The 22,950-nt window shown below is 38.9% G+C and carries 19 protein-coding genes; 15 read left to right on the forward strand and 4 right to left on the reverse strand.

Annotated features, from left to right (window positions below; genetic code table 11):
• Positions 1-105 precede the first annotated feature (105 nt).
• The 14 genes from MHH70_RS14630 (at position 106) to MHH70_RS14695 (ending at position 17,517) form a co-directional block, all read left to right on the forward strand.
• A complete protein-coding gene (locus MHH70_RS14630) occupies positions 106-798 on the forward strand; it encodes a heptaprenylglyceryl phosphate synthase (protein WP_107943591.1) in 693 nt (230 codons plus the stop codon).
• 32 nt (positions 799-830) lie between these two features.
• The gene (gene pcrA, locus MHH70_RS14635) at positions 831-3,077 is read left to right on the forward strand and encodes a DNA helicase PcrA (RefSeq protein ID WP_342471823.1); all 2,247 of its coding nucleotides are present in this window, start codon (positions 831-833) and stop codon (positions 3,075-3,077) included.
• An 11-nt stretch (positions 3,078-3,088) separates the two neighbouring features.
• Complete coding sequence (gene ligA, locus MHH70_RS14640; RefSeq protein WP_107943593.1) at positions 3,089-5,086, forward strand: NAD-dependent DNA ligase LigA; 1,998 nt, start codon at positions 3,089-3,091, stop codon at positions 5,084-5,086.
• A gap of 16 nt (positions 5,087-5,102) precedes the next feature.
• Positions 5,103-6,275 (forward strand): CamS family sex pheromone protein, encoded by a 1,173-nt coding sequence (locus tag MHH70_RS14645; protein ID WP_342471824.1) that lies wholly within the window; start codon positions 5,103-5,105, stop codon positions 6,273-6,275.
• Positions 6,276-6,343: 68 nt separating this feature from the next.
• Positions 6,344-6,634, forward strand: a complete 291-nt coding sequence (gene gatC, locus MHH70_RS14650) for an Asp-tRNA(Asn)/Glu-tRNA(Gln) amidotransferase subunit GatC (protein WP_066164584.1) — start codon at positions 6,344-6,346, stop codon at positions 6,632-6,634.
• Positions 6,635-6,673: 39 nt separating this feature from the next.
• Positions 6,674-8,137: an Asp-tRNA(Asn)/Glu-tRNA(Gln) amidotransferase subunit GatA gene (gene gatA / locus MHH70_RS14655; protein WP_342471825.1), complete on the forward strand. Its 1,464-nt coding sequence runs from the start codon at positions 6,674-6,676 to the stop codon at positions 8,135-8,137.
• Between the two features lies 1 nt (position 8,138).
• The gene (gatB, locus tag MHH70_RS14660; protein WP_066164590.1) at positions 8,139-9,566 is read left to right on the forward strand and encodes an Asp-tRNA(Asn)/Glu-tRNA(Gln) amidotransferase subunit GatB; all 1,428 of its coding nucleotides are present in this window, start codon (positions 8,139-8,141) and stop codon (positions 9,564-9,566) included.
• Between the two features lie 474 nt (positions 9,567-10,040).
• A complete protein-coding gene (locus MHH70_RS14665; RefSeq protein ID WP_342471826.1) occupies positions 10,041-10,676 on the forward strand; it encodes a hypothetical protein in 636 nt (211 codons plus the stop codon).
• Between the two features lie 721 nt (positions 10,677-11,397).
• Positions 11,398-11,952, forward strand: a complete 555-nt coding sequence (locus MHH70_RS14670; RefSeq protein ID WP_066164618.1) for a thioredoxin family protein — start codon at positions 11,398-11,400, stop codon at positions 11,950-11,952.
• Between the two features lie 70 nt (positions 11,953-12,022).
• Positions 12,023-12,937, forward strand: a complete 915-nt coding sequence (locus tag MHH70_RS14675) for a diacylglycerol kinase (RefSeq protein ID WP_066164622.1) — start codon at positions 12,023-12,025, stop codon at positions 12,935-12,937.
• 175 nt (positions 12,938-13,112) lie between these two features.
• Positions 13,113-14,141: a TFIIB-type zinc ribbon-containing protein gene (locus MHH70_RS14680; RefSeq protein ID WP_066164625.1), complete on the forward strand. Its 1,029-nt coding sequence runs from the start codon at positions 13,113-13,115 to the stop codon at positions 14,139-14,141.
• Positions 14,138-14,905 (forward strand): TPM domain-containing protein, encoded by a 768-nt coding sequence (locus MHH70_RS14685; RefSeq protein ID WP_342471827.1) that lies wholly within the window; start codon positions 14,138-14,140, stop codon positions 14,903-14,905. Before MHH70_RS14680 ends, MHH70_RS14685 begins: the two co-directional genes overlap by 4 nt.
• A gap of 630 nt (positions 14,906-15,535) precedes the next feature.
• Positions 15,536-15,889 (forward strand): IS66 family insertion sequence element accessory protein TnpB, encoded by a 354-nt coding sequence (tnpB, locus tag MHH70_RS14690; protein WP_342471828.1) that lies wholly within the window; start codon positions 15,536-15,538, stop codon positions 15,887-15,889.
• Between the two features lie 62 nt (positions 15,890-15,951).
• Positions 15,952-17,517 carry an IS66 family transposase gene (locus MHH70_RS14695; protein WP_342471829.1) on the forward strand — a complete coding sequence of 522 codons (1,566 nt, stop codon included), beginning with the start codon at positions 15,952-15,954 and terminating at the stop codon, positions 17,515-17,517.
• 180 nt (positions 17,518-17,697) lie between these two features.
• Here MHH70_RS14695 and MHH70_RS14700 read toward each other — a convergent pair whose 3' ends face one another.
• From MHH70_RS14700 to MHH70_RS14715, 4 genes are read right to left on the reverse strand one after another with little or no spacing between them, the layout of a single operon-like run.
• On the reverse strand, positions 17,698-18,084 hold the full coding sequence (locus MHH70_RS14700) for an STAS domain-containing protein (RefSeq protein WP_066164628.1): 387 nt from the start codon (positions 18,082-18,084) through the stop codon (positions 17,698-17,700).
• A gap of 17 nt (positions 18,085-18,101) precedes the next feature.
• Positions 18,102-19,796 carry a methyl-accepting chemotaxis protein gene (locus tag MHH70_RS14705; RefSeq protein WP_107943601.1) on the reverse strand — a complete coding sequence of 565 codons (1,695 nt, stop codon included), beginning with the start codon at positions 19,794-19,796 and terminating at the stop codon, positions 18,102-18,104.
• Positions 19,797-19,818: 22 nt separating this feature from the next.
• On the reverse strand, positions 19,819-20,232 hold the full coding sequence (locus MHH70_RS14710) for an ATP-binding protein (RefSeq protein WP_107943602.1): 414 nt from the start codon (positions 20,230-20,232) through the stop codon (positions 19,819-19,821).
• Positions 20,233-20,247: 15 nt separating this feature from the next.
• Positions 20,248-21,369: a SpoIIE family protein phosphatase gene (locus tag MHH70_RS14715; protein ID WP_107943603.1), complete on the reverse strand. Its 1,122-nt coding sequence runs from the start codon at positions 21,367-21,369 to the stop codon at positions 20,248-20,250.
• A 166-nt stretch (positions 21,370-21,535) separates the two neighbouring features.
• Between MHH70_RS14715 and rlmD the strand changes: the two genes are divergently transcribed.
• Entirely contained in the window at positions 21,536-22,903 is a 1,368-nt protein-coding gene (gene rlmD, locus MHH70_RS14720; protein ID WP_342471831.1) for a 23S rRNA (uracil(1939)-C(5))-methyltransferase RlmD, read from the forward strand.
• The last annotated feature ends 47 nt before the right edge of the window (positions 22,904-22,950 follow it).

Below are 22,950 nucleotides of genomic sequence, written 5' to 3' on the forward strand. Positions count from 1 at the left end.
TCACTTTATCGAGAGTTAAAAAACAGATTAACGTCAGCCGAGGCGCAATTGACCTAATTGCGTTATACTTGTATCGATGAACTTTTAGAGAAAGGATGACATACTGTGGAACATAAAACATGGAGACATGTGTTTAAATTAGACCCAGCAAAATATATTTCTGATGAAGACTTAGAAAAAATATGTGAATCAGGTACAGATGTAATTTTAGTTGGTGGTACGGACGATGTAACATTAGACAGTGTGCTTGATTTATTAGTACGTGTACGTAGGTTTACTGTACCAATCGCACTTGAAATTTCGAATATTGAATCAGTTACACCAGGCTACGATTATTATTTTATTCCATCTGTTTTAAATAGTACAAATACTAAATGGGTAAAGGACTTACACCATGCTGCAATAAAGGAATATGGCGATATTATGGTTTGGGAAGAGCTTGTTGCTGAAGGGTACTGCGTGCTTAACCCAGATTGTAAAGTAGCATATGCAACAGAGGCGCAAACAGATTTGTCAATAGAGGATGTAGTTGCTTATGCACGTATGGCAGAAAATTATTTTAAGCTGCCAATTTTTTATTTAGAGTATAGCGGCATATATGGCGATGTAGAATTTGTGAAGGCAGCTAAAAATGTATTGACAAATACATCTTTATTTTATGGTGGCGGTATTACAACGGCAGAGCAAGCTGCTGAAATGGCTGCGATTGCGAATACGGTCGTTGTAGGCAATATAATTTATGATGATTTACAGGCAGCATTGAAAACGGTTGATGCTGTAAAAAGTGTTATGATATAATAGGAACAAACGTTCTGTAAGGTGGTGCAATAATGGAGCAAATTACAAAGAATTTGCTTGCTGGTATGAATCCGCAGCAGCAAGAGGCGGTAAAAAATACAGAGGGACCTCTGCTTATTATGGCAGGGGCAGGTTCAGGGAAAACACGTGTGTTAACGCATCGAATTGCCTATTTAGTAGTAGAGAAGGAAGTATACCCCTCAAAGATTTTAGCAATTACGTTCACAAATAAGGCTGCGCGCGAGATGCGCGAACGTATTGATAATCTACTTGGAAACGGCACTGGAGAGCGCATGTGGGTATCTACCTTTCACTCGATGTGTGTAAGAATATTGCGTCGTAATATAGATAAACTAGGCTATTCAAAAAGCTTTTCAATTTTAGATAGTGCAGACCAGTTAACAGTTGTAAAAAATGTTCTTAAAGAGCTTAATATAGACCCTAAGCAATACGATCCGCGCGCGGTATTGAATGCGATTAGCTCAGCGAAAAATGCTTGTATTACAGCAAGCGAATTTCAGGCAAATATGAATCCTCATAATCCTTTTGAAAAGGTCGCTGCGAAAGTATATGAGGGCTATGAAAAAAAATTGCGCATTAATCAATCACTTGACTTTGACGATTTGATTATGACGACAATTAAGCTCTTTGAAAGCGTACCAGAAGTATTAGAGTTTTATCAAAATAAATTTCAATATATACATGTGGATGAATATCAGGATACCAATAATTCCCAATACACATTAGTTCAACTGTTAGCAAAAAAATTCCGCAATATTTGTGTTGTTGGTGATTCAGACCAATCTATTTATCGTTGGCGCGGTGCGGATATTACAAATATTTTGTCGTTCGAGAAGGATTATCCTGATGCAAAGGTTATCATGCTTGAGCAAAATTACCGTTCAACGAAGCGCATTTTACAGGCGGCGAATGAAGTAATTGAAAACAATGAAAGCCGCTATAAAAAAACGTTGCGTACAGACAATGATGAGGGCGATAAAATTGTCGTGTACAAGGCATATAATGAAACGGATGAAGCACAATATGTTGTACAAACAATTCAGCAGCTTATTCGGAAGGAAAATCGCAGGCTAGATGATTTTGCTGTCTTATATCGAACGAATGCACAATCGCGTGCAATGGAAGATGTGCTGAAAAAATCGAGCATGAACTATCAAATTGTTGGCGGTACAAAATATTATGATCGTAAGGAAATTAAAGATTTGCTTGCCTATTTAAGATTAATTGCCAATAACGATGATGATATTTCACTTGCACGTATAATTAATGAGCCGAAACGGAATATAGGAGCTACCTCATTTGAAAAAATGGCATTTTATGCATTGGAGCAGGAGCGCTCTATTTTTAATGCAATGCAGGAGCTTGTATTTATGGGCTTAACAGGGCGAGCAGCAGCATCAGCCGAAAAATTTTATGAGATGATTCGAGATTTAACGAATAAGCAAGAGACACTTACAGTAACAGAACTTGTGGAGGAAGTAATTGAACGCTCTGGCTATCGACAAATGTTACAAGGTGAAAAAACGATTGAAGCGCAAAGTCGTTTGGAAAATATAGAGGAGTTTTTAACTGTTACAAAGGCATTTGAGGAGCGTAGTGAGGATAAATCGCTCATTGCTTTTTTAACGGATTTAGCACTTATTGCAGACATTGATTCATTAGATGAAGAAGAAAAGGCAAAAGGCACGATTATTTTAATGACGATGCATGCAGCGAAAGGATTGGAATTCCCTGTTGTCTTCATTATCGGGATGGAGGAAAATATTTTCCCTCATTCTCGAGCATTAGAAAATGCAGAAGAGATGGAGGAAGAGCGTCGCCTCGCTTATGTCGGCATTACAAGAGCGGAAGAAAAGCTGTACCTAACAAGCGCTAGCTCACGTACAATTTTCGGACGCTCTAGCTATAACCCTTCCTCTCGCTTTATCAATGAAATTTCAGAGGGGATATTAGAGCATACTAGTAAATCGGGAGGCTATACACAGACAGATGATTTGCCATTCCGCGCAAATCGTTATGACCGAGCACCGCAATACTCGGCTGCTCCAAAAAGGACCTCACGTATTACTCATCAGCAGGCGACTGGTGGTGACCAGCATGGCTGGAAGGCTGGAGATAAGGCGGTTCACGGTAAATGGGGGACAGGAACAGTAGTGAGTGTAAAAGGGACAGGAGAAAATACCGAGCTCGATATTGCCTTCCCACAAATAGGGATTAAACGATTGCTCGCCAAATTTGCCCCTATTACGAAAGCGTAGGAGGAAACAAGATGATGGATATTGAAAAACGAATTGCTGAGTTAAATACATTATTACATGATTATAATTATGCTTATCATGTGTTAGATAAGCCGGCTGTACCTGATGCTGTCTATGACCAGCTTTTACATGAGCTGATTGCATTAGAGGAAGCAAACCCTTCTCTTATATATCCTGATTCTCCTACACAACGAGTTGGGGGAACTGTGCTTGAGGGCTTTAAAAAAGTGACGCATAATTACCCGATGCTTAGTCTTTCAAATGCTTTTAATGAAGACGGGTTACGCGATTTTGACCGCAAAGTAAGACAAGCGATTGGAGAGCATTTTTCTTATATTTGTGAATTAAAAATAGATGGCTTAGCGATTGCTCTACGCTACGAAAATGGTGTTTTTGTGCAAGGAGCGACACGCGGAGACGGCACAGTTGGTGAAGATATTACAGCAAATTTAAAAACAATTCGTGCCATTCCACTTCGTTTAAAGGAGCCTGTAACAATTGAAGTGCGTGGAGAGGCATATATGCCGAAAAAATCCTTTGACGCTTTAAATAGGGCACGGGCAGAGAGAGGCGAGGAGCTATTTGCTAATCCAAGAAACGCAGCAGCAGGCTCTTTACGTCAGCTCGACCCCAAAATTGCAGCGAGTCGTCAATTGTCTACGTTTATTTATTCAGTTGGTGGTGACGGTGAAGTATACGGCTTAGATAGCCATGGTGAAATGCTTGATTATTTACAGCAATTAGGTTTTCCATCGAACCGAGAGCGTCAAGCGTGTGCAACAATAGAGGAAGTTTTATCGTTTATACAATTATGGACAGAAAAGCGCACTGAACTACCCTATGAAATAGACGGTATAGTTATAAAAGTAAATCGTTTTGCGCAGCAGGATGAGCTAGGCTTTACAGCAAAAAGTCCCCGCTGGGCAATTGCTTATAAATTCCCTGCCGAAGAAGTGGTGACGACACTGCTTGATATTGATTTAACAGTAGGACGTACAGGGGTTATTACGCCTACAGCAATTTTAGAGCCAGTACAAGTGGCTGGCACTACTGTAGGAAGAGCATCGTTGCACAATGAGGATTTAATTCGCGAAAAAGATATACGAATTGGCGATACAGTTATTATTCGGAAGGCAGGCGACATTATACCAGAAGTAGTAGGAGTAATATTAGAGCAACGCCCAGAGCATGCTGTACCTTATGTAATGCCAACAAATTGTATTGCTTGTGATAGTGAGCTTATCCGCATTGAGGGGGAGGTTGCCCTGCGCTGTGTGAATCCAACATGTCCAGCACAAATTGCAGAAGGAATTAAACATTTCGTTTCTCGTAATGCCATGAATGTAGATGGCTTAGGGGAAAAGGTTGTTGAGCAGTTGCTAAGGGAAGGGTATATTCAAAATGTAGCTGACTTATATTTATTACAAATTGATCAGTTAATTGAATTAGAGCGTATGGGGCAAAAATCAGCGAGCAATTTAGTAGAGGCGCTAGAGCGTTCTAAGGAAAATTCTTTAGAGCGTCTACTATTTGGATTAGGAATTCGTCATGTCGGTGAAAAGGCAGCTAAAATTTTAGCTGAGCAATATGAAACAATGGAAGCGCTGGTGGCTGCAACGTCAGAAGAGTTAATGGCAATTCATGAAATTGGTGACAAAATGGCGGATTCTGTTGTAAATTATTTTTCAAATGAGGATGTCCAGCTTCTTATTGCACGCCTAAAAGATGTAGGCGTAAATATGAGCTATAAAGGAAAAAAAGTGCAAATTGAAGCGGGAGCAAACCCATTCGCCGGAAAAACGATTGTTTTAACAGGGAAATTATCGCAATTGACACGAAACGAAGCAAAGGCGAAAATAGAAGAGTTAGGTGGCATTGTCTCAGGAAGTGTAAGTAAAAAAACAGATCTTGTAATCGTAGGGGAAGACGCAGGTTCAAAGCTTGAAAAAGCAGAAAGCCTAGGGATTGAGATTTGGGATGAGCAGCGCCTAATCGAACAATTTCAATAGTAAAGGAGCTTGACTGATGACTCGACTTCGCTGGGTATCGGCGCTCGTAGTAGCAATTATATTAGCTGGCTGTACACCTTCCTTCAAGCAGAATACGGAAGTTTTACAGCAAACAGAGGATGCAGAAGAAGTAGAAACAGCACATATTACAAGTAGACAATTAAGTGAAAACTATTATAGAACGCTTACACCTTATAAGGAAAGTGCGAGCCGTGGCTTAATTGTTTCAAATGTTTACACAAAGTATGATATTAAAGAAGTTGAAAATGGCTTAATGCGTATTTCACAAAATGTTTTTGATACGGAAAAGTACTTTTTTCAAGAAGGGCAAAACTTATCTGCAAATACAGTAAGCTATTGGCTGGCACGCGAAAATCAAACGACGAATCAGCGTGAGGACTTGCAGGGGTTGAATCCTTCTAGCTTAGATGCGAATGGAAAGGAGCTTGAACCAACTATTAAAGCGGTGGAAGCACCTGTATATTTATCGCATATTGTAGAGCAAAACTACTTAACAATGACAGATGATAATAAAGTAGGACTTGGCGGTATATCAATTGGACTTGCACTTAATTCGATTTACTACTACCAAAAAGAGCAGTACGGAGAATATTATGAGGAGCCAATTCCTAATGAAAAACTGGAAAAAGCTGCAATAAAAATTGCGGAAAAGGTCGTATCTCGATTAAGAGCACGCGCAGAGTTGGCAGATGTACCGATTGTCATTGGATTATTTAAGCAACAGCCACGCAATTCAATTGTACCGGGCACATATTTTGCTTATAGCGTTGTGGATAGCGGAAAAAACACTTTAGGTGAATGGCAAAAAATTAATGAGGCATATGTTACATTTCCGATGAGTTCACCTCCTGATATTTATCGTGATATGAATACAAGCTTCCAAAAATTTAAGCAGGATATTGATAAATATTTCTCGAACTTTACAAGCGTTATTGGGACAGGCTTTTATCAGAATAATCAGCTTCAAAATTTAGAAGTTGAAATTCCAATACAATTTTATGGAACAACTGAAATTATTGGGTTCACACAATATTTGACAGATGTTATGTTGAAGCAGTTGCCTAAAGATGTGGCAATAACAGTAAGTGTGACATCCGTAAATGGACCGGAAGTATTAATAAAAAAAGAGCGTGACAGCGATACGCCTTTTGTTCATATTTATGAATAAATTGTGATTTTTATAATAAAAAATGTTATGATAACTCGTATGGTTAACTTTATTCGGAGGTGTAAAAAATGGCGAAACTAACAAAAGAGGAAGTAAAGCATGTTGCTCATTTAGCACGACTTGCCATTACAGAAGAAGAAGCGGAAAAGTTTGCTGAGCAATTAGGTAAAATCACTGATTTTGCAGAGCAGCTAAACGAATTAGATACAACAAATGTGGAGCCGACGACACATGTCTTACCACTGGTAAACGTAATGCGTGAAGATGTAGCAGGGCAAGGTTTAGCACAGGAAAAAATGATGCTAAATGTTAAAGAACAAGAGGCGGGACAAGTAAAGGTACCGTCCATTTTAGACTAAAGAAAAGCGTGTAAACTAAAATGTAGGAGGACTATATAGATGACGTTATTTGAGCGATCAGCGGGAGAGCTGCAAGAAAGCTTACATAAAGGCGAAGTAACAATCGCTGACCTAACAAATGAAGCATATGCCCGCATTGAAGCATTAGATGGGGATGTACAATCATTTTTAGCATTAAATAAAGAGCAAGCAACTGCACAAGCGGCGGAGTTAGATAAAGTGCCATTTGAAGCACGAGGTCCATTGTTCGGTTTACCTATTGGGGTAAAGGATAATATCATAACAGAAGGCTTAGAAACAACATGTGCCTCTAAAATTTTAGAAGGCTTTATTCCAATTTATGATGCGACAGTTGTGAAAAAGCTACGCGAGGCGGGCATGGTAACAGTCGGGAAGTTAAATATGGACGAGTTTGCAATGGGCTCTTCCACTGAAAACTCTTATTACAAGGCGACAAAGAACCCTTGGAATGTTGAGCATGTGCCAGGAGGTTCATCAGGTGCATCTGCGGCAGCGGTTGCAGCAGGAGAGGTTCCTTTCTCACTGGGCTCTGACACAGGTGGCTCGATTCGTCAGCCGGCAGCTTATTGTGGTGTTGTAGGGATGAAACCAACATATGGTCGTGTGTCGCGCTACGGTTTAGTTGCATTTGCATCTTCGCTTGATCAAATTGGTCCTATTACGCGTAACGTACGTGATAATGCATTATTACTTGAGGCAATTTCTGGTGTAGACGAAAATGATTCGACATCAGCCAATGTCCCTGTACCAAATTATGTGTCTGCTTTAAACGGCGACATTAAAGGTTTACGCATCGCTGTACCAAAGGAGTTTTTGGGTGAAGGTGTGGGCGAAGCAGCGCGTAAATCCGTATTGGATGCATTGGAAGTATTAAAGGGCTTAGGTGCAACAGTGGAAGAAGTATCTTTACCACATTCAAAATACGCATTAGCAGCTTACTATATTTTATCATCATCAGAAGCGTCATCGAATCTTTCCCGCTTCGACGGTATCCGCTATGGCTTCCGTGCTGAAGGTGTAAAGAACTTAATGGAGCTATATAAAGAAACGCGTGCACAAGGTTTCGGTGATGAGGTAAAGCGCCGCATTATGCTTGGCACATACTCATTATCGGCAGGCACATACGATGCTTACTATAAAAAGGCGCAACAAGTGCGTACATTAATTAAAGCAGATTACGACAAAGTGTTCGAGAGCTTTGATGTAATTATTGGACCTACAACGCCTACAGCTGCATTTAAAATTGGTGAAAACGTCAATGACCCATTAACGATGTATGCAAATGATATTTTGACAATTCCAATCAACTTAGCAGGTGTACCAGCAATTTCAATACCATGTGGATTCGATAATGACCTGCCATTAGGCTTACAAATTATCGGAAAGCATTTCGATGAAGAAACAATTTATCGTACAGCTTATGCATATGAGCAAGCGACAGACTTCCATAAAAAAACACCTCAAATTTGGGAGGTAAAATAAAATGAACTTTGAAACAATTATTGGTTTAGAAGTACACGTTGAATTAAAAACAGAATCAAAAATTTTCTCAAGCTCACCAAACCATTTCGGTGCGGAACCCAATGCTAATACGTCAGTAATCGACCTAGGTTATCCGGGTGTATTACCTGTCTTAAATAAAAATGTTGTTGATTTTGCAATGCGTGCAGCACTTGCATTAAATATGGAAATCGAGCAGGAAACAAAGTTTGACCGCAAAAACTATTTCTATCCAGATAACCCGAAAGCGTATCAAATTTCACAATTTGATAAGCCAATTGGTAAAAATGGCTGGATTGAAATTGAAGTTGACGGCTATAAAAAACGCATTGGTATTACACGCCTTCATATGGAGGAGGATGCTGGTAAACTAACGCATGCTGATGGCTACTCTTTAGTAGACTTTAACCGTCAAGGAACGCCATTAGTTGAAATCGTTTCTGAGCCGGATATTCGCACACCGAATGAAGCTTACGCTTACTTAGAAAAGCTAAAATCAATTATTCAATATACAGGCGTATCAGATGTGCGTATGGAGGAAGGCTCACTGCGCTGTGATGCAAATATTTCATTACGTCCATACGGTCAAGAGAAATTTGGTACAAAAGCAGAGCTGAAAAACTTAAACTCATTCAACTTTGTGCGTAAAGGCTTAGAGCATGAGGAAGTACGTCAAGCAGAGGTGCTACGTGCTGGTGGAGAAATCGAGCAAGAAACACGCCGCTTTGACGAGAAGACAGGTAAAACAGTTTTAATGCGCGTAAAAGAAGGTGCAGACGATTACCGCTACTTCCCAGAGCCTGACCTAGTGCGCTTATCAATTGATGACGAATGGTTAGAGCGTGTTAAAGCTTCTATTCCAGAGCTGCCAGATGCACGCAAAGCACGCTATGAGTCAGAGCTAGGCTTAACAGCTTATGATGCGGCAGTGCTTGTAATTAACAAGGATATTTCTGATTTCTTTGATGCAACTGTAACAATTGGCGCTGATGCAAAGCTAGCAGCAAACTGGCTAATGGGCGATGTATCTGCGTACTTAAATGCAGAGCAAAAAGAATTAAAGGATACAGCCTTAACGCCAGAAAACTTAGCAGGCATGATTAAGCTTATTTCGGATGGTACAATTTCCTCAAAAATCGCTAAAAAAGTATTTACAGAGCTTGTAACAAACGGCGGTGATGCTGAGAAAATCGTCAAAGAAAAAGGCTTAGTACAAATTTCTGACCCAGCTGTTATTTTAGGCTTCGTAACAGAGGTTTTAGACAATGACCAAAAATCAGTAGAAGACTATAAAGCAGGTAAAGACCGCGCAATTAAAGCGATGTTAGGTCAAATAATGAAAGCATCAAAAGGCCAAGCAAACCCTCAATTAACAAACCAAATTTTATTAGAGGAGCTTGCAAAGCGTTAATCAGTTAAAACTTGTATGCTCCCTATTAGGTAGACAGATTAAATAAAAAATCTGTTGACTGAATGGGGAGTTTTTTTATGTCAAAAAAATTACTTTCATTCTGGTCAAATAATTTAAAACAGCTTTCAATTTGCCTTCTACACTAAATTTGGTTATAGGAAAACTATAACTTAATATATGAAACAATTGAGATGTAGTTCATATATTAGTGATAGCGTTTATTTGACATGCCTTCTCTTAGTGTTACTTGAGCAAATTAATAATCAATAGGTTGATGAATTAGCAAAATATTAGAATTTAATTGCTCCTGCTGCTACTGCTTTTTAATCTCAATTTTAGATGTAGAACTAAATATTCTTGAAAAAATAACTAATTAAAATGGATGGATTTTCAAAATTTCTATATCGTTTTATTGACAGAATATTGTAAAAAGTATATTATTTAATTATTCTAAAAATTGAGGAGAAGGATAAAATGGGAAATAAATCAATGGTAATTTACAAATTTTTCACAACTGTTTTTGCTATCACTTGCATTTTCTTTATCACAAACAATGGTAAAGTGTTAGCAGCTGAGTTAAGTCAAAAAGAAAAAGAAGAACTACATCAACAATATGTTGAAATTTTAAATGAAGTAAAATCCACAGTTCAATGGGGAGACAGTCTAGTAGATATTGAAGTTACTCCAATTAATGACTTCAGGGAAGAAGATTGGGTTTCACTAGAAATATTTAAACAAAGAGCAATCGATGCAACACAAGCTAACGCTGTTAACATTGAGAATCATTCAAATGAAATAATTCCATTCTCAACTTCTAATGCAGCACATACGATTGGTATTAACCATGGTTCAACGTCTGTTAATATAACAGTATCAGCATACTTTACAACACAATTATCTGGTAGTCGACAAGTATTTACGGGCTATGCTAGTTTAAGCAATACTGCTTCAAAAGGTACTTTTTCTAGAACAGGAGTAGATGCTCGAATCATTGATGCTGGTCGAACTTATACATTCACAATTGGTGGAAGTCTAAGTTACCTTGGTCTTACAAGTTATCACACATTAAATACAGATTTTATATGCAATGCAAATGGTGTAGTTTCCTGATAAATAGAAAATATGTTTTTTAATTTAAATATTAAACCAACATATAAAAACTGCACTCCAATTATTAGATGAGTCTAACAATGGGATTGCAGTTCGATATTGTTGCGATTTTTTGTTGCTGCTTGATGATCTTCATCTGGTATTCTAATTACTTCAATCATTGTTATCACCATTCACAATCTTCTAAAATAATTTAGTACCTTCCAGTTCCAATGAGCAATAATCGAATATGCATTTTCCTCCGCACCATCTGAATTCAACTGTTTATGTATCTCCTTCAGCAAGCCATCATATGAAATTATATATTACCGACTATAAGCAGCCTTCTGAATAATTTTGTTGATTATTTGTTAAAGAATAGAGAATATTCACTGGTTATTTTGCTGTTTTTGCACTGTTATAACTTATTTTTCCTTGTTTTACTTTTGTCACAAAGAATTATTCGTATACTATTATATTAACTATAAAGTAATAATATTTCTTTCTCAATCTTCAGTAGAGTACAAAATATCTTGAGATGTCGATTAGAATTATACATCTTTTAGATTAATATAGTTGATTTTTGGTATATTGTTCTTTATACCGTCAAAATAGCTATAATAATTGATATATCAATTATTCAAGTTGTTAAGAAATCTTATTATAGTGAGAATCAATTAGTTGTGAAATTTTAGCAAAAGATGCACAATAGAAAATAAAAGCACTAGGGAGGAATCTCAAAATGAAAACAGAACAACAATATTTTGAAGAGGCGGTTTCTATCCAGCAATACATGGACGAGATGTCGACATTGAAAGATGAAAGTTTTGCTATCTATGACAAATTTACTGTACCGAATGAAGCGTTTATTGAGCAATTAAAAAATAGCAATGTGCATATTTTAGCGATTACCGAGGACTGGTGTGGAGATGCCATGCTAAACAATCCGATTGTACGTAAAGTAGCGGAGGCGGCAGGCATAGAGATGCGTGCAACATTACGCGATGCAGATACAGATTTAATCGATAAATATTTAACGAACGGTGGTCGTGCCATTCCGATTTATTTACTGTTGAATGAAGCAGGGGAAGTGATTGGAAAGTGGGGGCCAAGAGCACCAGAGCTACAGCAATTTGTAATGGACGCTCGTGCACAATTGCCAGATAAGGAAGACCCAACATTTGAAGAGGTGCAAAAAGCGATGTATGTCAATATGCGTAATCAGTATGTAGAGGACAGCACAAATTGGACATATGTTTATGAAGATTTTAAAAAAGCAATTTCGACAATCCTATAGGCAACATTTATATTCAAAAAACGTTACAATGTTGTAGAAGAAAATATAAATTTGTAGGATGGTTAAAGAGATGAAGCGAGCTCGAATCATTTATAATCCAACTTCTGGTCGCGAGGCATTTAAAAAGCATTTACCAGAGGTATTAGAAAAACTAGAATTAGCAGGCTATGAAACTTCCTGTCATGCAACAACTTGTGAAGGGGATGCAACAGCAGCTGCTAAAGAGGCGGTTGAACGGGAGTTCGATATTGTCATCGCAGTAGGTGGCGATGGCACGTTAAATGAAGTGGTAGCGGGAATTAGTGGGTTTGACAAGCGCCCACGCCTCGGTTTAATTCCGATGGGGACAACAAACGATTTCGCACGTGCCATCCATATTCCGCGTAAAATTGACGAGGCTGTGGATATTATTATAAATGGCGATACATTGCCTGTAGATGTAGGCTTATTGAATAATGAGCGTTATTTTATCAACATTGCAGCAGGTGGTCGTATTACTGAGTTGACGTATGAGGTACCGAGCAAAATGAAAACGGTGCTTGGTCAGCTTGCCTATTATTTAAAAGGCATTGAAATGATTCCATCAATTAAAGCAACGCATATGAGAATCGAAATCGATGATGAAGTTTTCGACGGAAATGCGATGATGTTTTTATGTGGCTTAACGAATTCTGTTGGCGGCTTTGAAAAAATTGCACCAGATGCTTCTATTAACGATGGATTATTTACTGTAATGATATTGAAGGAGTGTTCAATTCCTGATTTTATTAAAATAGCCTCATTAGCATTGCGCGGTGAGCACTTAAATGACCCTCATGTTATTTATAGAAAAGCGAGCAGGGTAACTGTGTCATCTGATGAGGGAGTACATTTAAACTTAGATGGTGAATACGGTGGCGATGCGCCAGCTGTTTTCCAAAACTTGAAACGCCATATTGAAATATTTGTTCCAATCGAAGAAATTCGAGAAGAAGATCGCGTATAGTGAAATGCGGGAAAGTAGCTGCCTAAAAAGCAATTTTGAGGCAGCTCTTTTGCGTCAAGAAGGATGGCTGTTCAGAAAGCAGGACAATTCTATTTTTCTTTCAGCCCTCTATTTTTTTCTATGTATTGTAGATTATAATGACTAAAACAAGTAAATTTCAAAAGGGGGGAAGGTAGTGATTTTACATTACACATGCCCAAGCTGTGCTGGGAATATGAGCTTCGATGCAGATACAGGAAAACTTACGTGTCAAAGCTGCGGCAGAGAGGATACAATTGAAAATTATCCTGAGGAATTAATTAAGACAACCTTTGCGGAAGATGAGGCAAAGGAGTACCATTGCAATAACTGTGGGGCAGTGTTGATTACATTGGCAGAAACTACAGCAACGAACTGTAGCTTTTGTCAGTCAGCTGTAGTCATTGCGGATCGTTTATCGGGTAATTTAGCTCCGTCCAAAGTCATCCCCTTTAAAATAAGTGAAAAAGAGGCAGTAAAGGCTTTTAAAAAATGGTGTGGCAGGGGGTTACTAATGCCCAAGGAATTTGCCATGGCAGAGCGTGTAAAAACAATTACAGGGATGTACGTGCCATTTTGGCTTTATGATATAAATAGTCATGCAAAGGTGAAGGCGGTTGGCACAGTAGTACGTACATACTCTAAAGGTGATTATAATTATACGGAAACAAGCTATTTTGATGTTATGCGCGAAGTTAACTTGAATTATTCAAAAATTCCGGCAGATGCCTCGGAAAAAATGAATGATGAATTAATGGATAAAATTGAGCCATTCCCTTTTCATGAGCTGAAGGATTTTAAAACACCTTATTTAGCAGGTTATATTGCAGAGAAATATAATTATACAGATAAAGAGATGCTACCGCGTGTAGAAAAACGTGTTCAAGAATATGTAGATAACTATATTAAGAGCGATTTAAGAAATTATAGTACAGTCAGTTATAAAATGAAGGATATTAATATAAATCAAAAAAATAGCGCCTATGTGTTGTTGCCTGTATGGATGATTTACCATGACTATAATAATTCAGAATATATTTTTGCAATGAACGGTTATACAGGAAAAGTAGTAGGTAAGCCACCTATTAGTAAGGGGAAGGCTGCTGCTTGGTTTGGCGGAATTGCAGCGAGCACTTTCATTATATTGAAAGTGATTGCAACGTTGGTTGGGGAGGGCTATTTATGAGTATGTTAAAAAAATGTTTCGTATTTTTTATTTTACTAGTTACTTTGTGGCAGCCCTCTGCATTTGCTGAATCTACTAATCAAACGCAATACATTTTCGATTATGCCAATCTTTTAACAGCAGAGGAAAAGAAGGAATTAGAAAGCTTAGCTAAGGAGCTTAGCGCGGATTATAAAACCGCTTTTCTTATTTTAACGGTCGATGGGACAAATGGTAAAGGTATTAGGGGTTACATGGAAGACTTTTATGATAATGAAGCGCCAGGCTATAATAAGCCACATGGCAATACGGCGATGCTGTCCATTGATATGCAGGAGCGCGATGTTTTCCTATCAGGATTTAAAAAGGCTGAGGTTTATTTGGACGATGGGCGTTTATCGGTCATTCGTGAAGAATTAACACCGAGCTTGTCAAATGGCGATTATTATGGGGCATTCCGTCATTTTATTATTGCTTCACATGAATATATGGGCTACGGGCCAAATAGCATCCTCTTCCGTTGGTGGTTTCAATTGGGGGCAGCTATTTTACTAGCAGCTATTATCGTCGGTCTAATGGCTTATAGTTCAGGAGGAAGAATGACCACTACTGAGCGTGATTACTTTAATCCGAATGGCTCAGGCATTACGAAAAAACATGACCGCTTTTTACGCACAACCGTTACAAAAACGAAAAAACCTTCAAGTAATTCGGGAGGTGGAAGTGGTGGAGGTGGCACAACAGGCGGCGGTCACTCCTATAGCGGAAGCGGCGGGAAATTTTAGTTTTTTATTGAGGCCAGATCTGCTAGACCTTATATAAAGGAAAACTTAGCCTATCAACATAGTTTCCCACGGATGGGGGGCTGTCCAAAAAGCCGTGCATAGCCGGCATTTTGGACAGTAGTGATGATGTTTCATAAAATGTTGATTCCTATAAACAGAAAACGCCTCTTTTAAAAATGGGATGAACATTGGCTTTAGCGGTGTACTCCTTCAGTAAAAGGGAAGCGATGAAAACCTTGATTTCAATTCGGTGTCAAAACAAAATGGACTTTTCGGACAACTCCTAAGATGAACACCGCCAAAGCAGTGTTTCCTTCCGTTTTCAAAGAAAGCCCTTGCAATTCACTCAAAGTTGCTCCTTAAAAGTAAGCCCGTAATCAAAATACGCATATTTTTCGATCGCACCTCTCGGTACTATTAAAGTATCAAATCAAGGGAGGTGCATTCTTATGCCAACGAACAAAGTATCCATCGTTCCAGTTCATTTGGAACCAACTCCATCTAAACCTTCAACGGACCGAGCTCCGTTAAAACCAATCTGCGTCATTCAAGCCAATCAACTAAAAGTCTCCTTTTATCATGGCGTAAAGAATCACGTTATCCAAACCGTTATGCAGGAGCTGATGAAGAATGATTCATGGCTTCACCAAGGTAAAAAACATCTACATTATTTGCGGTCGAACGGACATGCGCAAAGGGATCGATGGATTAGCCTCGCTTGTCCAAGAGAACTTTAAACTGGATCCGTACAGTGAAGCGGTCTTTCTCTTTTCCGGTTGGAAGCGTGACCGCTATAAATGTCTGTATTTCGATGGGGATGGCTTTGCCTTACTGTATAAACGATTAGATCAAGGCCGACTTCAATGGCCAAAAGATGAAGAACAAGTACGAAACTTAACGCAACAGGAATTGCGCTGGCTGCTCGAAGGGTTATCCCTTTCGCAGCCAAAAGCGATCCAAAAATCGAAGAAAAGTGTCTTTTAATCACAGTATTTCCGGTGATATAATTATCTATAAATAAACTGAACGGAAATGGGGTGAGCGAAATGAACAATCCTTCTCAAGACAAGTTAATTCGATTATTAGAAGAACAATTAGCTTTTACAAAAGAACAAAATAAACAGTTAACAAATCAAATTGACGTGTTAACAGAACAAGTTCGTCAGCTCACAAAAATGATTTACGGCTCACGTTCTGAAAAGTCGAAATACCAAGCGCCAGATGGGCAGTGTTCACTTTTCGATGATGATTCGTCTTTTAGCGAACCTGAGCACACAGGATATGAAAGCACGGAAACGATTACTTACTCGGTAACGCGTTCTAAGAAAAAGAAAAAGCGCAACGATTCATTTAAAGAAGGTGTGATGGTCGAAGAGATTCATCATCACCCTTCTGATTTGACGTGCGTGTGCTGTCAAAGCGAACTGCACGAAATCGGTTCAACGCTTGCCCGTGAAGAAGCGAAATTTATTCCGGCCAAGCTGATTCGCGTGCAGCATTTTGAGCATGCCTATGAGTGCAAACATTGTAAAAAGGACACAGAACGTGCTGCTTTCATCGCCAAAGGGAAAGCTCCTGTAGCGGTGATTCCACGTAGTATCGCCAGTCCCGAGTTACTCGCAAAGATTGTAAGTGATAAATTCTCGTTGTATTTACCGCTTTATCGCCAGGTAAACGAACTGAAACGAATGGGGCTCGAAACGAATGATAGAAACCTATCCAATTGGGTGATTCGTGTAGCGGATGATTGGTTACGGCCAATTTATGAAGAAATGAAAAACGTACTTTCTGCAAAAACATTACTTCATATTGATGAAACAACCGCTCAAGTATTGAATCGCTCGGACGGTAAAAAGGCACAATCGAACGCGTATAATTGGGTATTCCGAACAGTGCCAACAGAAGGACCAGTCATCATCTTATTCCATCACGCTTTAACGAGAAGTCGTGAGGTGTTAAAGGAATATTTAATGGATTTTCAGGGTACTGTAATATGCGATGGCTATTCGGCTTATGATAAGCTGTCGAATATTCAATTCGCCAATTGTTGGTCACACGTTCGACGTTATTGGTTAAAAGTCGAGAGTGCCAATGGACGGAAAGGGCTCGCTTACTGCAATCAGTTGTATGAACTCGAGCGCCGTTTCAAAGGCTTACCACCGAAACAACGCCAAAAAATGCGTTGGAAGTATGCGCGAAAAATCATTCGTAAATTCTTTAAGTGGTTGGAAAAATCTCCATTCTACGGGAAGAATGCCTTAGCAACCACAACGGAGTATACTTTGAACCGGAAACACGCGCTCAAAGCATTTTTATACAACGGGCAGATTGAAATTGATAATAACCCAGCAGAAAACGCGATTCGTCCAAGTGTAGTTGGAAGAAAAAACTGGCTTTTCTCTGTCAGTGAAGCTGGTGCAAGAGCGAATGCGATCTGTTTAAGCTTAGTGGAAACCGCAAAAGCAAATGGCATCGATTTCTACCAGTATCTCGTCAAGCTTTTTACGGACTTGCCAAATTTATCGATTCATCAGCAACCAGAGCTTTTAAAAGATTACATGCCCTGGTCTGAAAAAATACAGGTCGCATGTGGGAAAAATTTAGCAGCATAAAAGCCGACTTTCTGAAAAACTTCAGAAAGTCGGCTACTTGTCGTGCGTGCCGTAAGGTGCGCTTTTTTTAATTGAATTCGGGCTTACCTTTTTTAATTGAATTCGGGCTTACCCTTAAAACAACACAACCGAAAGCGTCCCTTAAGTCGGCAACTGCACGGCTTAGGGGACGCCCTCATTTTAGTATTCGTTTATGGATAATTCGGTATCGCTAGAACCTTGGATGACCTTTAGCGCGGCATCCTCATTATCAACAATAGGGAATATTTTATCGCATTGTGAAATAGCAAAAAGTTTACGAACAAAGCTATCTACAACGATAATAACGATTTTTTGATTTTGTATTGAAACCTTTTTTGCGAAATTGACAATCATTCCAAAGCCTGTACTATCAATGTTTTTTACGTGACTCATATTTAAAATAAAGCCAAGCTCTGTTTGAAAGCTTTGTGATTGCAATTGTTTTTTGATGTCCTCAATTAAGCCGTATTCTAGACTTCCAGAAAATGCTATGGAAATATAGTGAGGCTTGCTCGTTATTTGCATTGTCGCTGCTTTTTGTTCCATCGTCCTTCATCCTCCTATTAAAACTGGAATTTATTCACTTCATCTCGTAAACGGTCAGCAATCGTTGCTAAATTTGCTGTGCTTTCAGCCATTTCAGCTACTGTTGCATATTGCTCTTCTGAAGCAGCTGCGATTTCCTCTGAAGCAGCCGCAGATTCTTCAATAATTCCAGATATATTATAAATGGCATCTTGGACATTGTGAGAATTAGTATTGACATTTGCAAAGGCATTTTTCATTTGTGCCACGCCAGTCTCTGTTGTACTTGTCTTCTCAACAATATCTTTCAAGGCTTCGCCACCTTTATTAATAATAACAACCTGCTCTTCTACGGCAGATAAATTACTTTCCATCGTGCGGACTGTTACTGCTGTTTCAGCCTGAATGTCTTTAATAAGCTCTGTGATTTGTTGCGCTGCTTCCTTCGACTGTTCGGCTAAAATACGTACTTCTGATGCAACAACCGCAAAGCCTTTTCCATGTTCGCCAGCTCTTGCTGCCTCAATTGCAGCATTTAGTGCCAACAAGTTCGTTTGCTCGGAAATATCAGTAATGACAGTAATAATCCCACCAATCTCCTCAGAACGCATACCAAGCTTTTGAATAGAATCTGTTGCATAGCTGACTGTTTCTGTTACAGTGCTTAAATGTTGAATTGCTTTGCTAATAGCCGCCTCGCCTTCATGGGCAATAACTGTTGATTCATGTGCATTAGCAAGACTTTGCTCAGCGCTCGTTAAGCTATTTTCTACTTGGTTAATTGTATCGCGCATCATGCTAACGATTTGCTCTGCCTGCTCGGATTGTGTTGTAATGCCTGCTGCTACTTCATTCATCGTTGTAGCAATTTGACTTGATGCCTCATTCGTTTGTTGAGATGATTCTGCTAAAGCAAGGGAGGAGTTTGCGATTTCATTGGCATTTTGCGCTACATTTGTGACAGTGTCTGTTAAACGCTCTTTCATATTGCTAAATGCCATCGCCAAATCGGCAATTTCATCATTGCCCTTTGCTTTTAATAGGTCGACCTTTAAATTTAAGTTTGCTAATTCATTAGCGTTATTGCGTAAAATATTGATTGGTGTAACAATAAGGCGCTGCATAATAAAGCCAATAACAATTGTGATGATTACGGCTACTACTAAAGAAATCACAATATTTTCAATGGCAGAGGTTGCAGCAATTTTTGTATACGGAGCAGTTGGGACGGCTACAGCCCAAATCCCAATTACTTCTCCATTTTTATTAAAAATCGGATCATATGCGGCTTGGAATGGTTCTCCTAAAACGGTAGCTGTACCAAGAAAACGTTCTTTTTTATTTAATACAACATCAGCAACGGCATCAGAAACTTTTGTGCCTAATGCACGTTCTCCGTTTTCAATAATATTCGTTGAGACACGTGTATCGTGTAGGAAAATAGACATTGCATTGCCGTTTGTTAGTTCACCAATTTGGTCAGGTACCTCGTAGTTTTCTTCCATGCTAACAGAGCCCTTGTAAAGGCTTCCATTTACGATGTCCCAATCGCCCGGAATGCTAGAATCGAGAGAGTAGTAGCTTAATTGAACGTCGGATACGAGCTTTTCATTGGCACTTTCTAATAGGTTTTTCTTTGTCACATAATAGTTCACCGCACCTAAAATGCAGGCCAATAATAAAATACAGGAAAAAATAACGATATTAACTTTATTACGAATTGACCACTTCATTATGTATAGCCCCCAGTAATATTTAATCTATTAAACTTTTTTTAATACCAACTAAAAATTGCGAAGAAGGTAATTGCTCAAACCATAATTTATCAACCATATGGATGATGAAGAAGAAACCCCGTCCACGGTCAGAAAAGCACATTTCTCCTAAATCTGGTTCAAGAATGGATTGCCATTGCTCCTGTGGTATCCCCTCCGCAAAATCAGCTACCGTAATTTTTATTTGCTCATCATTTGATAAAACGTGTAATTGAATATCCTCTTGCCTATTAGCTTTGTTCATCGCTTCCACTGCATTAATGACAAGCTCATGTGTGACAAAGCAAATATCGCGAGCATCTGAAATGTTATAGAGCTGCGTATAATTTTCCATTACTTGATCAATAAAAAAAATCGATTGCTGATTCGGTGCTATGCTAAGCATAAATTCCATTAAACATCACCACACCTATAATGTAATTGTAATTGAAACAACTGTTACATCGTCCTCGAATTGTTGGTCTGTTAATTCATATTTTTGAGCAAATTTTTGCAGTGCATAGCTATTATTTTGAGATGCGTAGGAATGGAAGAAGCTTAAATCGACCTCTTGGTCATCATGTAAAGTGAGTAGTCCATCCGTATATAAAATAATTCGATGCCAGCCCGTTAATCGCACTCGCTTTGCCTTTACTTGAATAGCAGGAAATAGCCCAAGAATAGGTGAGTTTGCTGCTAACGCAACGGTTTCTCCATATTTGCCGAATAATACACCTGCGGGATGAGAGGCATTAACATATTGCAATGTGCGATTTTTTTTATCAATTAACATATAAATTGCAGTTACTAAAAAATTGTCTAAATCATCTGTAGAAAATAATTCATAAATTTGAGCATTAAGCTCCTTCATCACCGACACGGGGTCTATTAGCTTCGTTATTATACCTTTTAATAAGGAGCGAATAGACATTGTAATAAGCGATGCTGCAATGCCATGTCCCATTACATCAAATAAAATAACGGCTGTTAAATCATCATTCAGCTCAAACCAACAATACATATCGCCACCAAGCGACTGCGAAGTAACATATATCCCGTCTAATTCAATATGAGGTAGAGTCAACGCTGGAGGTAAGGCATTTTTCTGCACATTTTTTGCAATTGCTAAATCTTTTGCTAATTTATATTGATGCTGTTTACGTAGCCTTGTCTCTGCGTAATATTTCAATGCTACATGAACACGTGTTTTAAAGTGAGTAAAGTCAAACGGCTTTAAAATAAAATCAAAAATGCCCACTTCAAACAATCTGTCAAGAATTATCGGCTTTTCATAGGAGGTAGAAAGTAGGATAGGCGCACCACTCCACTCCTTTAAAGCCTCAATTTTCTGACAGTGCTCTTCACAATTGTTTAAAGTTAACTTGGCATCATAAACGATTACTTGTATGTCATCTTTTAAGAACAGATGGTCAAATTGAATCGCAGCTTCAGCTGTTGTAAAGCAATGGATATTCATTAGTTCTATACGCTTGAAATATTTTTGTAGTCTAAGGACATCATTACTAAGGGAGCCGATTATTAATACAGCCATTTTACTCAATACTCCTTGGAAAGTTAATCTAAAGGTGCTATTTCTATTATACTATATTTCGGTGCCAGGCACGCAAACAATTTACACACAATTTAGCAATTTACACAATTCTTTTGTCGGAGTAGGTTGCATGCTACAATAAAGGCATTGAAATGGAGGATATATAATGACAGCACCAGTAAAGAAAAATGACCGTTTAACAGTTACGATAGAGGATTTGACACATGATGGAAATGGGGTAGCAAAGGTTGGGGGGTTCCCATTATTTATCGCAGGTGCATTGCCAGAGGAGCTTGTGCAAGTACATGTGCTGAAAGTATTGAAGAACTATGGTTTTGCGAAAGTGCTTGATATACTTGAACCTTCAACTGAGCGTGTGGCGGCCCCTTGTGATTATTTTGCACAATGTGGTGGCTGCCAACTTCAGCATTTGTCTTATGAGGGACAATTGAAATGGAAGCAGCGCATGGTTGAAAATGTGATGAAGCGCCTTGGCAAAATTGACGCCCCAGTATTACCTGTAAAAGGGATGAATGAGCCTTGGCATTATCGTAATAAATCGCAGATTCCTTTTGCTCAGGGGGAAACAATGCCTATCGCGGGCTTTTATAAAACGAAATCACATATGATTGTCGATATGGACCGTTGCCTGATTCAAACAGCTGAGGCGGATATCATAATGGCTGACTTTAAGGACGCATTAATCGCATTAGGAATTTCCCCTTATAATGAAGAAAAACATAAAGGAATGCTACGTCATGTGGTGATTCGTAAAGCGCGTGCAACAAATGAAGTAATGGTCGTACTCGTAACAATGGCACGTAAGTTTCCACAAGCGGAGGCAGCAGTCGCAAAAATTCGGGAGCTACTGCCAAATGTTACATCAATCGTCCAAAACATTAATCCAAATAAAACGAATGTTATTTTTGGCGATGTAACAACTACACTATGGGGTAAGGATGTAATTGAAGATACAATTGGAGATGTACGCTTCGAAATTTCAGCGCGCTCATTTTATCAAGTAAACCCGATTCAAACAGAGGTACTTTACAAGCAGGCGCTAGACTATGCACAGCTAACAGGCAATGAGCGTGTCATTGATGCATATTGTGGCATCGGAACAATCTCGCTATTTTTAGCAAAGCAGGCAAAGCAAGTTATGGGTGTAGAAATTGTGCCACAGGCGATTGAAGATGCTAAGCGCAATGCTGAGTTAAATGGTTTCACAAATACCTACTTCGAAGCAGGTCCAGCCGAGGAAATCATTCCACGCTGGTACAAGGAAGGCAAGGAGGCAGACGTGCTCGTTGTTGACCCACCACGCAAAGGCTGTGATGAAGCACTATTAAACACAATTATCGAACAAAAACCAAAGCGCGTTGTCTATGTATCATGCAACCCTGCCACTTTAGCCCGTGACTTGCGCATTTTAGAGGATGGCGGCTATAAAACACAGGAAGTTCAGCCTGTTGATATGTTTCCGCATAGTACTCACGTTGAGTGTGTTGTCTTGATGTCACGGGTGGAGAAATAGGACTTTTCAAAGCACTGATAAATAAAGGGTTTCCTGACATTGCATTT

It is taken from the genome of Metasolibacillus sp. FSL H7-0170, assembly GCF_038593115.1.
GTDB classification, from domain to species: Bacteria; Bacillota; Bacilli; order Bacillales_A; family Planococcaceae; genus Metasolibacillus; species Metasolibacillus fluoroglycofenilyticus.